12 protein-coding genes are annotated in these 12,512 nt (G+C 69.1%); all 12 read left to right on the forward strand.

Going from position 1 to position 12,512, the window contains the following annotated elements; genetic code table 11:
- Window positions 1-71: 71 nt before the first annotated feature.
- The 12 genes from FHY06_RS04215 to FHY06_RS04270 all read left to right on the forward strand — a co-directional run bounded on the left by FHY06_RS04215 (window position 72) and on the right by FHY06_RS04270 (window position 12,510).
- Window positions 72-1,391 carry a GTP cyclohydrolase II gene (locus tag FHY06_RS04215; protein WP_184603542.1) on the forward strand — a complete coding sequence of 440 codons (1,320 nt, stop codon included), beginning with the start codon at window positions 72-74 and terminating at the stop codon, window positions 1,389-1,391.
- A complete protein-coding gene (locus tag FHY06_RS04220; RefSeq protein WP_184603544.1) occupies window positions 1,388-2,815 on the forward strand; it encodes a URC4/urg3 family protein in 1,428 nt (475 codons plus the stop codon). The genes FHY06_RS04215 and FHY06_RS04220 overlap by 4 nt, the downstream gene beginning before the upstream one ends.
- A 45-nt stretch (window positions 2,816-2,860) precedes the next feature.
- A complete protein-coding gene (gene upp, locus FHY06_RS04225) occupies window positions 2,861-3,493 on the forward strand; it encodes a uracil phosphoribosyltransferase (RefSeq protein WP_019652493.1) in 633 nt (210 codons plus the stop codon).
- Between the two features lie 198 nt (window positions 3,494-3,691).
- Window positions 3,692-4,696, forward strand: a complete 1,005-nt coding sequence (locus tag FHY06_RS04230; RefSeq protein ID WP_132751100.1) for a BMP family protein — start codon at window positions 3,692-3,694, stop codon at window positions 4,694-4,696.
- A gap of 101 nt (window positions 4,697-4,797) precedes the next feature.
- On the forward strand, window positions 4,798-5,736 hold the full coding sequence (locus FHY06_RS04235) for a 5'-methylthioadenosine/S-adenosylhomocysteine nucleosidase (RefSeq protein WP_126181931.1): 939 nt from the start codon (window positions 4,798-4,800) through the stop codon (window positions 5,734-5,736).
- Entirely contained in the window at window positions 5,733-6,476 is a 744-nt protein-coding gene (locus tag FHY06_RS04240) for an alpha/beta fold hydrolase (RefSeq protein WP_184603546.1), read from the forward strand. Before FHY06_RS04235 ends, FHY06_RS04240 begins: the two co-directional genes overlap by 4 nt.
- Entirely contained in the window at window positions 6,473-8,080 is a 1,608-nt protein-coding gene (locus FHY06_RS04245; RefSeq protein ID WP_184603548.1) for an ABC transporter ATP-binding protein, read from the forward strand. Before FHY06_RS04240 ends, FHY06_RS04245 begins: the two co-directional genes overlap by 4 nt.
- Window positions 8,080-9,144, forward strand: coding sequence for an ABC transporter permease (locus FHY06_RS04250; protein WP_184604115.1), 1,065 nt, complete (start codon window positions 8,080-8,082; stop codon window positions 9,142-9,144). The genes FHY06_RS04245 and FHY06_RS04250 overlap by 1 nt, the downstream gene beginning before the upstream one ends.
- Before the next feature lie 133 nt (window positions 9,145-9,277).
- Window positions 9,278-10,201 carry an ABC transporter permease gene (locus FHY06_RS04255; protein WP_019652487.1) on the forward strand — a complete coding sequence of 308 codons (924 nt, stop codon included), beginning with the start codon at window positions 9,278-9,280 and terminating at the stop codon, window positions 10,199-10,201.
- Entirely contained in the window at window positions 10,201-10,674 is a 474-nt protein-coding gene (locus FHY06_RS04260) for a hypothetical protein (protein ID WP_184603550.1), read from the forward strand. Before FHY06_RS04255 ends, FHY06_RS04260 begins: the two co-directional genes overlap by 1 nt.
- Window positions 10,675-10,696: 22 nt before the next feature.
- Window positions 10,697-11,170 (forward strand): hypothetical protein, encoded by a 474-nt coding sequence (locus tag FHY06_RS04265; protein ID WP_184603552.1) that lies wholly within the window; start codon window positions 10,697-10,699, stop codon window positions 11,168-11,170.
- A gap of 53 nt (window positions 11,171-11,223) precedes the next feature.
- A complete protein-coding gene (locus FHY06_RS04270; RefSeq protein WP_126181935.1) occupies window positions 11,224-12,510 on the forward strand; it encodes an amidohydrolase family protein in 1,287 nt (428 codons plus the stop codon).
- Window positions 12,511-12,512: the final 2 nt, after the last annotated feature.

The raw sequence follows: 12,512 nt of genomic DNA on the forward strand, positions 1-12,512 counted from the left end.
GGGTGCGCCCGTGGCGCGTTGCTTGCAAGCCGCACGCGTGATCGGTACATTGCATTTTTTGAGGGCCACCAATGTCTGCTGACAGCACAACGATCCCTTCCGCTCCCGGCGGTGCCACCGGCGCCGCGCCCCTCCCCCCGCTCCATCCCTCGCCGTCGACCGGCCACATCCGGCTGACCTCGCACGCCGGCGGCTTCGGCGCCCTGCCCATCCGATGGGGCGCCGCCACCGCGGCCGAACGCGGACCGGTGGTCGGCACCACCACCAAGCGTGCCCACCGCAACGTGATCGGCACCCACAGCGGCTCCTACAGCGTCTACCGCGCGCTCGCGGTGGCGGCCGGCGCGCTCAAGCGCGAGCACAAGGCCGACCTCACCAACACCGCGCCCACCGACGCGATCGGGCCCTATCCTCAATGGAGCGAGCCGGGGCGCATCGTCTCGCTCGACCCGTGGGGCGCGCAGGTGGCGGAGGTGTTCGCCACCGAGATGGCGGCGGGCTACGACATCCGTCCGACCATCGCGATCACCAAGGCCCACGTGATCCTGCCCGAGGTGATCGAGGCGCTTCAGAAAGGCCGCCTCAAGGCCGACGGCAGGTTCCTCACCGCCGGCGGCGCCGCGATGGTGACCAAGGCCGCGATCGAACCCGTGTGGTACCTGCCCGAGGTGGCGCGCAGATTCGGCTGCTCCGAGACCGACCTGCGCCGCACGCTCTTCGAGGAGACCGGCGGCATGTATCCCGAGCTGGTCACGCGCTCCGACCTCGAAGTGTTCCTGCCGCCCATCGGCGGGCAGACCCTCTACATCTTCGGCAACCCGCGCGACCTCGCCAACCCCGAGGTCGAGCTCACCGCGCGCATCCACGACGAGTGCAACGGCTCGGACGTGTTCGGCTCCGACATCTGCACCTGCCGCCCCTATCTCACGCACGCCATCGAGGAATGCATCCAGGGCGCGCAGCGCGGCGGCGTCGGACTCATCGCCTATTCGCGCAAGGAAGGCCGCGCACTGGGCGAGGTGACCAAGTTCCTCGTCTACAACGCACGCAAGCGCCAGGTGGGCGGCGACACGGCCGACCAGTACTTCGCGCGCACCGAGTGCGTGGCCGGCGTGCAGGACATGCGTTTCCAGGAGCTGATGCCCGACGTATTCCACTGGCTCGGCATCAAGAAGATCCATCGGCTCGTGTCGATGAGCAACCTGAAATTCGACGCGATCACTGGCTCGGGCATCGAGATCGGCGAGCGCGTGAACATCCCCGATGAATTGATCCCCGCGGACGCCCGCGTCGAGATGGACGCCAAGATGGCGGCCGGCTACTTCACGCCGGGCCCGGTGCCGGACGCGGAGGAACTGAAGAAGGCCAAGGGCCGAGGACTCAGCGAATGAACAGCAACACTCCCGTCAACCCCACCCGGAACGGCGACGACCCGAACCTGCCCGTCGACGGCTCGGGCAGCCTGCCGCCCGGCGGCGCGGGCGAAGTCGACCCCTCCATCGAATTCACTGCCGACACCGCACACCCGGCAGGCGCGGCCACGCTGCTGCGCACCACCGCGGCCATCCGCGAGCGCGCCAACGCCCTGCTCTCTCGCGCACGGCGCGGCGAGTCGCAGTGGTTTCGCATCGGCGGCGACGACGCGCTCGAAGACGCGGCGCGCACCGTGGCCGAGGTCACGCGCGAGCGCTACCCGTGGGACACCATCCCGTACCACAGCCGCTGGCGCCATTTCGAGGCCGGCGGCGTGAAGCGGGTCGAGGAGCTCGACAAGCTGCTCGGCAAGGTCGACGCACGCCAGCGCGCCCGCGCCCACATCGACCTGGTGCTGGTGAGCGTGCTGCTCGACGCCGGCGCCGGAGCCGGCTGGCACTACTCCGAATCGGCCACGGGCCAGCGCTTCACACGCTCGGAGGGGCTGGGCGTGGCGAGCTTCCATGCGTTCACCAGCGGGCTTTTCTCGTCCAACCCCGACCGCCCCTGCCAGGTCGACGCGGCCGGCCTGCGCGGCCTGGTCGCCGACCGCCTCGGCGACGCCTTCCAGGTGAGCGAAGTCAATCCGCTGGTCGGCCTCGCCGGCCGCGCCACGCTGCTGCGCCGGCTCGGCGAGGCCATGAGCGAGCAGCCCGAGACCTTCGGCGACGACGGCCGGCCCGGCGGGCTGTTCGACGCGCTTGTCGGCCCGTACGGCCCGGCCGCGCCGCCCACTGCCGAGGTCACGGCGCACCAGATCCTGTCGTTGCTGCTGGAGACGCTCTCGCGCATCTGGCCGGCGGCCAACGCGGTCGACAGCATCGCCGCCGACGGAAGCGACAGCCCCGGCGGCATCGGCTCGGGCGACCCCGCGCTGGCGCTCGGCGACTGCTGGCGCCACAGCGCCGTGCGCGGCCCCGGCCTCACCAACGGCTGGATGCCCTTCCACAAGCTCTCGCAGTGGCTCACCTACTCGCTGCTCGAACCCTTCGAATGGGCCGGCGTGAAGGTGCGCCAGCTCGACGCGCTCACCGCACTGCCCGAATACCGCAACGGCGGCCTGCTGATCGACAGTGGCGTGATCGTGCCGAAGGACCCGGCCTTCCTCACCCGCCAGTGGAAGGTGAGCGACGAATTCATCGTCGAATGGCGCGCGCTCACGGTGGCGCTGCTCGACGAGATCGCGCCGCGCGTGCGCAAGGTGCTCGACCGCACCGAGGAGGAGCTTCCGCTGGCCTGCGTGCTCGAAGGCGGCACCTGGGCGGCGGGCCGCGCCCTGGCACAGCGCCTGCGCGACGGCGCTCCGCCTCTGCTGATCGAGAGCGACGGCACCGTCTTTTAGACTCCAGGGTTCCCCTGTCTTCCAGCAACGCCACAAAAAATTCCGATGAGCAGCAACGTCCACCTCCTCGACCACCCCCTCATCCAGCACAAGCTCACGCTGATGCGCCGCAAGGACGCCTCCACCAACAGCTTCCGCCGGCTCCTCAACGAAATCAGCATGCTGATGGCCTATGAGGTCACGCGCGACATGCCGATGCAGGACATCGAGGTGGAAACGCCGCTGGAGACCATGCAGGCCAAGGTCATCGACGGCAAGAAGCTGGTGCTGGTGTCCATCCTGCGGGCCGGCACCGGCATCCTGGACGGCATGCTCACCGTGGTGCCCGGCGCGCGCGTGGGCCACATCGGCCTGTACCGCGACCCCAAGACGCTGACGGCCGTCGAGTACTACTTCAAGATGCCCGGCGAGATGGAGAACCGCGACGTGATTGTGGTCGACCCGATGCTGGCCACCGGCAACTCGGCCGTGGCCGCGGTCGAGCGCCTGAAGGAACTCAACCCCAAGTCGATCAAATTCGTCTGCCTGCTGACCTGCCCCGAGGGTGTCTCGACCATGCAGAAGGCGCACCCTGACGTGGCGATCTACACCGCGGCGATCGACCGGGAGCTCAACAGCCACGGGTACATCCTTCCGGGCCTGGGCGACGCGGGCGACCGGATCTTCGGGACGAAGTGAGGCTCGCCCCCCAGGCTGCGCGCACTTCGTGTCGCTTCGCCCACCCCCCTACCGGGGGGCAACACCTGAGGACCGGCGGAGCCGGATCCTCGGTGTTCCTGGAATGGGCCGCGGCGGAGTTGGCGCCGCTCCCTGTAGTCGGGCACGAGGATTGCAGCGCTAGTTCTTTCATCACCAATCGAATCGAGGAGAAGTACCGTGACCGCACGTCGTCAATTGATCATCCGTTCCGTCGCCGTTGCCGCAGCGCTCGCTGCGGTGGGCGCCCCGGGCCTTGCGCTCGCTCAGGCCAAGCTGAAGGTGGCGGCGGTCTACACCGTGCCGTTCGAGCAGCAATGGGTGGGCCGCATCCACAAGGCGCTGAAGGCGGCCGAGGCGCGCGGGGAGATCGAGTACAAGGCCACCGAGAACGTGAGCAACGCCGACTACGAACGCGTGATGCGCGAGTACGCCACGGCCGGCAACCAGCTGATCCTGGGCGAGGTGTTCGGGGTGGAGGCGGCGGCGCGCAAGGTGGCGAAGGACTTTCCGAAGGTGGCCTTCCTGATGGGCTCCTCGCTCAAGCCCCAGGCGCCCAACTTCAGCGTGTTCGACAACTACATCCAGGAGCCCGCCTACCTCAGCGGCATGGTGGCCGGCGGCATGACGAAGAGCAACCGCATCGGCATGGTCGGCGGTTTTCCGATTCCCGAGGTCAACCGGCTGATGAACGCCTTCATGGCCGGCGCGAAGGAAACGAATCCGAAGGTGGAGTTCAGCGTGAGCTTCATCAACAGCTGGTTCGACCCGCCGAAGGCCAAGGAAGCGGCTTTCGCCATGATCGACAAGGGCGCCGACGTGATGTACGCGGAGCGCTTCGGCGTTTCCGATGCCGCCAAGGAAAAGGGCAAGCTCGCCATCGGCAACGTGATCGACACGCAGAGCCAGTACCCCGACACGGTGGTGGCCTCGGCCCTGTGGAACTTCGAGCCGGCGGCCGACCGCGCGATCAAGCTCGTGAAGGAAGGCAAGTTCGCCGCAGAGGACTACGGCATCTACGCGCAGATGAAGTACAAGGGCTCCGAGCTCTCGCCGCTGGGCACCTTCGAGAAGAAGGTCCCGGCCGACATCGTCGCGAAGGTGAAGGCCAAGCAGGCCGACATTCTCTCGGGCAAGTTCACGGTGAAGGTCGACGACTCCCAGCCCAAGTCGACGGCACGATGAAACACACCCCCAGGCCCCGCGCACCTCGTGCCGCTACGCCCACCCCCTTGCAGGGGGCAACACCTGCGGCCCGGCAGAGCCGGTTCCGCGGTGTTCCCCGAATGGCCGGGAATGTTCTTGCTGCCGCAGCAATCGGGCTCTCGCTGACCGGCTGCGTGGGTGTCTACAAGGGCGGCGCCGTCGCCATCAACAGCAGCACGCGGCTCGACGACACGCCGCGCATCGCGGTGCTGTCGGCCTTCGAGCCCGAGCTGAAGCTGCTGCTCACGCGGCTGCAGGGTCCGGTGAAGCACAGCGTCAATGGCGTGGAATTCACCACCGGCACGCTCGAAGGCAAGCCAGTCGTGCTGTTCCTCTCCGGCATCAGCATGACCAACGCGACGATGAACACGCAGCTGGCGCTCAACCGCTTCCGCGTGACCAACATCGTCTTCAGCGGCATCGCAGGCGGCGTGAACCCGTCGCTGCACGTGGGCGACGTCACCGTGCCGGCGCAGTGGGGCCAGTACCTCGAAGTGCTGATGGCGCGCGAGACCTCGCCCGGCAAGTACACCGCCCCGCCCTTCATCACCGACGCGACGCTGCCCAACTTCGGGATGATGTTCCCGCGCCCGGTCGAGGTGCGTTCGGCGGCGCGGCCGGAGATCCACCGCAAGTTCTGGTTCGAGGCCGACCCGAAGATGCTCGAGGTGGCCCGCAGCATCCGCAACGTCGACCTGGCCAACTGCAGCGCCGGCAAGTGCCTGCCGCGCAAGCCGCAGCTGGTGGTGGGCGGCAACGGCGTCTCGGGCCAGGCCTTCATGGACAACAAGGCCTACCGCGAATACACCTACAAGACCTTCCAGGCCAACGTGCTCGACATGGAGACCGCGGCCGTGGGCATGGTCGCCTACAGCAACGGCGTGCCCTTCATCGCCTTCCGCTCGCTCAGCGACCTCGCGGGCGGCGGCGACGGCGAGAACGAAATGGGCACCTTCATGGGCATCGCGGCGGACAACTCCGCCAAGGTCATGCTGGCCTTCCTGGCCGCCTGGAAGTGACGGCGGCGCCCGCCGGCTTCATCCGACTCGTTCTGCTTCCGGGCATGGACGGCACCGGCGAGCTCTTCGAGCCCCTGGCCCAGGCCATGGAACGACGAGACGCCATCGACGTCGTGCGCTACCCCGGTACCGAGCCGCTGGGCTATGACGAGCTCGAACGGCTGGTGCGCGGGCAGTTGCCTGCCGGCCAGCCCTTCGTTCTTCTGGGCGAATCCTTCTCGGGACCGCTGGCCATCTCCATCGCGGCGTCTCCGCCGCCGGGGCTGCGCGGCCTGATCCTGTGCTGCAGCTTTGCCCGCCGTCCTGCACCGGGGCTGGCGCTGCTGCGCGGCGGCCTGCTCGAGCTGTCGATGAAGTTCCTGCACTCCGGCCCGATGCGCGGACCGATGCGGCGCATGCTGCTGGGCCGCTTCGCCACGCCGCGCCTCGCGGCCCTGCTGCAGGGTTCGCTGCGGCAGGTGTCGACCGCCGTCATGACGCGCCGCATGAAGGAAGTGCAGCGCGTGAACGTGGTCGACAAGCTTGCGCAGGTGCGCGTGCCCGCGATGTACCTTCAGGCCATGGACGACCGCATCGTTCCCGACCAGGCCGCCCGTACCATCCAGCGTGCGCTGCCGGGCCTTCGCATCGTCCGGCTGGAAGGCCCGCACGGATTGCTGCAGGCCGCGCCCATCGCCGCCGCCAATGCCATCGACAACTTTTGCCGCGAGCTCGGCAGTTCCGAGCCCGCCATCCCATGAACCCTCTTGTGCTTCGGCTCGGCGGCATCACCAAACGCTTCGGCGCGCTGGTGGCCAATGACGCCATTTCCCTGGACCTGCACGCAGGCGAGGTGCTCGCGCTGCTCGGCGAGAACGGTGCCGGAAAGTCGACGCTGATGTCGATCCTGTTCGGCCACTATGTCGCCGACGAAGGCAGCATCGAAGTCTTCGGCTCGCCGCTGCCGCCGGGCAACCCCAAGGCGGCGCTCGCCGCGGGCGTCGGCATGGTGCACCAGCACTTCACGCTGGCCGACAACCTCAGCGTGCTCGACAACGTGATGATGGGCACCGAACCGCTTTGGCGCCCGGTGTCGCGCCGCGCAGCCGCGCGCGAGCGGCTGCTCGATGTGGCGCGGCGCTTCGGCCTGCCGGTGCAGCCCGATGCGCTCGTCGGCAGCCTCTCGGTCGGAGAACGCCAGCGCGTGGAGATCCTGAAGGCGCTGTACCGCGGCGCGCGCATCCTCATCCTCGACGAGCCGACCGCCGTGCTCACGCCGCAGGAGAGCGAGGCGCTCTTCGCCACGCTCTCCCAGATGGTGGCGCAGGGGCTGTCGGTGATCTTCATCAGCCACAAGCTCGACGAGGTACTGCGCGTGTCGCACCGCATCGCCGTGCTGCGCGGCGGCAAGCTGGTGGCCGAGGCCCGCACGGCCGACACCACGCAGGCGCAGCTCGCGCTCTGGATGGTCGGGCATGCGGTGGAGGCGCCGAAGCGCCGGCCCGCGAAGTCGGTGGGCGACGCCGTCTGCGTGCTCGACCACGTGAGCACCGCGGCCTCCGCCAAGGGCGACGGGCGCGACCGGCTGCGCGAGGTGTCGCTGACGCTGCGCGCGGGCGAGATCACGGCCATCGCCGGCGTCTCGGGCAACGGGCAGGTCGCGCTGGCCGAGCTGCTGTGCGGCACGCGCCGCGCGACCTCGGGCACGGCGCAGCTCATGGGCCGCGCGCTGCCGCCCTCGCCGGCCCGGCTGGTGCAGCGCGGCGTCGCGCGCATTCCGGAGGACCGGCACGCGGTCGGCGTGGTCGGCGACTTGCCGGTGTGGGAGAACGCGGTGTCGGAGCGGCTGCGAAGCCCCGTGTTCTCGCGCTGGTCGTGGATCGTGAAGCGCGCCGCCGCCAGACTCCACGCCCGGCGCATCGAAAAGGCGTTCGACGTGCGCGGAGCCGGCCTGATGGCGCCGGCTCGCTCGCTCTCGGGCGGGAACATGCAGAAACTGATTCTTGGACGCGCCCTGCTGGCGCCCGAACAACCCGAGTCCTACTCCAGCCAGGACAAGGCCGACAGGAAGCACCCCAACCGAGCCCCGCGCCTGATCATCGCGCACCAGCCCACCTGGGGCCTGGACATCGGCGCCGTCGCCTATGTGCAGCAGCAGCTGATCGCCGCCCGCGACGCGGGGGCAGCCGTGCTGGTGATTTCCGACGACCTCGACGAAGTGCTCGCGCTGGGCGACCGCGTGGCCGTGATGCACGGCGGCCGCCTGGGCGAAGCGCGCCCTGCCGCGGCATGGACGCGCGAGGCCATCGGGCTGGCCATGGCCGGCGCGACGTCGGCATCCCACGCCAAGGGAGCTTCGTCATGATGCGGCTCGAACGACGCCACGAGACCTCGCGCATGGCGCTGGTGCTCGCCCCTATCGGCGCGATCGTGTTCACGATGGTGATCAGCGCGCTGCTGGTGCTTTGGGCCGGCGCGCCGATCGGCCGCACCTATGCGCTGCTGCTGCAAGGCGGCTTCGGATCGGTGTTCGCGTGGAGCGAGACGCTCACGCGGGCGATCCCGCTGATCCTCACCGGGCTGGCTGCCACCGTCGCCTTCAAGGCGCGGCTCTTCAACATCGGTGCGGAAGGCCAGCTCTACGCCGGCGCGCTGGCTGCCGTGGCAGTGGGCGGCATGCATGGCGGCACCGGCTTCGAGCTGTCGCCGTGGCTGCTCTTCCCGCTGATGATGCTGGCAGCCGCCATTGCCGGCGCGCTGATGCTGCTGGGTCCGGCGCTCATGAAGAACCGGCTGGGCGTGGACGAGGTCGTCACCACGCTGCTGATCAACTTCATCGTGCTGCTGGGCGTGTCTGCGCTGCTCGACGGGCCGATGAAGGACCCGACGGCCATGGGCTGGCCGCAGAGCGTGTCGCTGCAGTCCGACCTCGAACTGGGCAAGCTCGTCGCGCAGACGCGGGTTCATACCGGCTTGCTCTGGGCGGTGTCGCTGGCGGTGATGGTGTGGGCGATCTTCAAGTACACGGTGCTGGGCTTCGACATCCGCGCCGTGGGCGCGAACGCACGCGCCGCCGCCTTCGCGGGCGTGCCGGTGACGCGCACGGTGGTGATGGTGGCGCTGCTCTCGGGCGCGCTGGCCGGGCTGGCGGGCGCCATCGAGGTGGCGGGCCGCACCAGCTACGTCACGCTCGACATGTCGCCGGGCTACGGCTACACCGGCATCGTGATCGCGATGCTGGCGGGGCTGCATCCGCTGGGCGTGATCGCCGCCGCGGTGTTCGTGGCCGGCGTGCTCGTGGGCGCCGACACCATGAGCCGTGCGGTGGGCGTGCCGACCTACATCGCCGACGTGATCGTCGCGGCCTCGCTGATCGCGGTGCTGGTGGCGACGCTGCTCACGCAGTACCGGGTGAGGATGACGAAATGACGGCAGCCTTCGCATCTTCTGCCTTGCTCCTTCCCCCGCTGGGGGAAGGCTGGGATGGGGGCATCGGAGTCCCCATCGAGCGCCGCTTGCCCCCACCCCGGCCCTCCCCCGGAAGACGAGGGAGAAATACGCAATGACCGACCTCCTGGACATTCTTTCCAACGCCGCCTTCTGGGTCGCGGTGCTGCGCATCGCCACGCCGCTCATCCTGGGCACGCTCGGCGTGCTGCTGTGCGAGCGCGCGGGCGTGCTCAACCTCGGCATCGAGGGGATCATGGTCGCAGGCGCCTTCACGGGCTGGCTCGCGGTCTATGCCGGTGCGCCGCTGTGGGTGGGCGTGGGGGTGGCCGCGCTCGCGGGCATGGTGTTCGGGCTGCTGCATGCCTTCCTGACCGTCGGGCTGGCGCTTTCGCAGCACGTCTCGGGGCTGGGCATCACCCTGCTGGCGACCGCGCTGAGCTACTTCGGCTATCGCGTGAGCTTTCCGAAGGTGAACACGCCGCCCACCATCACGCCCTTCGCACCGATGGACTGGCTGCCCATTCCCATCCTGGGTGCGCAGACCGCGCTCACCCTGTTCGCGCTGCTGCTGGTGCCGGCGGTGGGCTGGGTGCTGTACCGCACGCCGCTGGGCCTCGCGCTGCGCATGGCCGGCGAGAACCCGCAGGCCGCCGAGAGCCAGGGCGTGTCGGTCGCCGCCACGCGCACCGGCGCCATCGTCGCGGGCTCGGCGCTGATGGGCATGGCGGGCTCCTTTCTCACGCTGTCGGCCTTCAACGCCTTCTTCTTCAACATGGTGAACGGACGCGGCTGGATCTGCGTGGCGCTGGTGGTGTTCGCCTCGTGGCGGCCGGGCAAGGCCCTGCTGGGCGCGCTGCTGTTCGCCTTCTTCGATGCGCTTCAGCTGCGGCTGCAACAATCGGGCGACGCCGTGCTGCCCTACCAGATCTACCTGATGCTGCCCTACCTGCTGTCGATCCTGGCGCTGGTGCTGGTGGCGCGCAAGGCAAGCTACCCGCAGGCGTTGATGAAACCGTACCGCAAGGGGGAACGCTGATGACCACGAGGACCGCCGCCGCCGCGCGAGGCGCCCTGCTCGCGGCGCTGCTGGCTCTGCTGACCATGGGCGGCAACGGCGCTCGCGCACTCGGCATGAACTACGGCTACGAGGCCTTCAGCACGGCCGACGCCGTGACCTGGGTGCAGATGTGCGGCACCTGGGGCAAGGACCACCAGGGCACCTACCGCGTGGTGCACGCCGAGCAGTACGCCCAGTCGTTCCTCTACGTGCAGTGGATGAGCCGCGACGCCAACGGCAGCCTGCGCGCGGAGCACACGGTCGCCATCGCCGAACTCGACAACGACCATGCAGAGATTTCGCTGTCCGACCTCACCTGCCGCGCCACGCCGCGCGGCATCGTCGTCACCGCCAAGACCGACTCGGGACACGACGAGAAGCTGCGCCGCGTGACCATCGAGGTCGGGCCTGCGCCGGGGCAATACCGGTACCGGGCGCAGAACTCGCGCTGAAGCGGCCGAGGCGGACAGCCGAATGGATAAGGTGCTGCATCTGGACACGACAAGCGGGCGGCTGTCGGCGGCCGGGATCATCGTCGACATCGACACCCTTGCGGACGACCTGCCCGCCCACTTCACGAAAAGAGCCGAAACCGCCCATGTCGAGGGACAGCTCGTGGATTGCGTATTCGCCCGGGCAGCGGCAACCTCGGGCGACATGACGGTGCAGCTCCAGCTGCGTTTCGAGAAAGAACTGCTCGTGAGCTGCTTCCTCACGCTCACGACCCCCGCCCTTCGCAAGCTGGAAGACGCCGACTTCTACGGCAGCGTCGACCAGCGCCATCGCTTCCACGAGCGCTGGCTGGCCACCATGGGCGTTGCCCGCAGCCCGGCCGGATTCCACTGGGGCAGCATCGGCGTCGCCCGCGACCGCAGCGACTACGTGTATATCTACCTCCACAACCTGAACAACCGCTGGGCCCATCGGCACCAGCCCTCGCCGCAGTGAGCGGGACAATCCCGCTGACCCGATGGACCACAGAACACGCAAAGGCCGCCACGATGCTCGACCTCCTCATCACCAACGCCACCCTCCCCGACGGCCGCACCGGCATGTCGGTCGCCGTGCAGGACGGGTGCATCGCCGAAGTCACGCCCGGGCTCGATGCGCCGGCGCACGAAAAGCTCGACGCCCAGGGCCTGCTGCTCTCGCCCCACTTCGTCGACCCGCATTTCCACATGGACGCCACGCTGAGCTACGGCCTGCCGCGCGTCAACCAGAGCGGCACGCTGCTCGAAGGCATCGCGCTGTGGGGCGAGCTGAAGCCGCTGCTGACGGCCGACGCGCTCATCGAGCGCGCGCTGGCCTATTGCGACTGGGCGGTGGCCAAGGGGCTGCTGGCGGTGCGCTCGCACGTGGACACGAGCGACCCGAGCCTGCTGGCGGTCGATGCGCTGCTGGAGGTCCGGCGCAAGGTGGCGCCGTATCTCGATCTTCAGTTGGTCGCCTTTCCGCAGGACGGCGTGCTGCGCTCGCCCGGCGGCGTCGAGAACCTTGAGCGCGCCCTCGACAAGGGCGTGGACGTGGTCGGCGGCATCCCGCACTTCGAGCGCACCATGGCGGATGGCGCCGCCAGCGTGAAGCTGCTGTGCGAGATCGCGGCCGACCGGGGCAAGCTGGTCGACATGCACTGCGACGAGTCGGACGACCCGCTCTCTCGCCACATCGAGACGCTGGCCTTCGAGACGCAGCGCCTGGCGCTGCAGGGCCGCGTGACGGGCTCGCACTGCACCTCGATGCACTCGATGGACAACTACTATGTGAGCAAGCTGCTGCCGCTGATCGCCGAAAGCGGCGTGTCGGTGGTCTCCAACCCGCTCATCAACATCACGCTGCAGGGCCGCCACGACACCTACCCCAAGCGCCGCGGCATGACGCGCGTGCCGGAGCTCATGGCCGCCGGCGTGAACGTCGCCTTCGGCCACGACTGCGTGATGGACCCCTGGTACGGCATGGGCTCGGGCGACATGCTCGAAGTGGCACACATGGGCCTGCACGTGGCGCAGATGACCAGCCAGGAAGGCATCCGCCAGTGCTTCGAGGCGGTGACGACCAATGCCGCGCGCGTGATGCACCTGGAGAACTACGGCCTCGAGGCCGGCTGCGACGCCAGCTTCGTGCTGCTGCAAGCGCGCGACCCGGTCGAGGCGATCCGCCTGCGCGCCGCACGGCTCAAGGTGTTCCGCAAGGGCCGCCTGCTGGCCGAAACGCCGGCTGCCACGGCCAGCCTGCACCTTCCCGGCCGTGGCGAATCGACGAGCTGGATGGTGCCGAAGCCCCAGGACTGAAT

The organism is Variovorax atrisoli, from assembly GCF_014195185.1.
Classification (GTDB): Bacteria; Pseudomonadota; Gammaproteobacteria; order Burkholderiales; family Burkholderiaceae_C; genus Variovorax; species Variovorax atrisoli.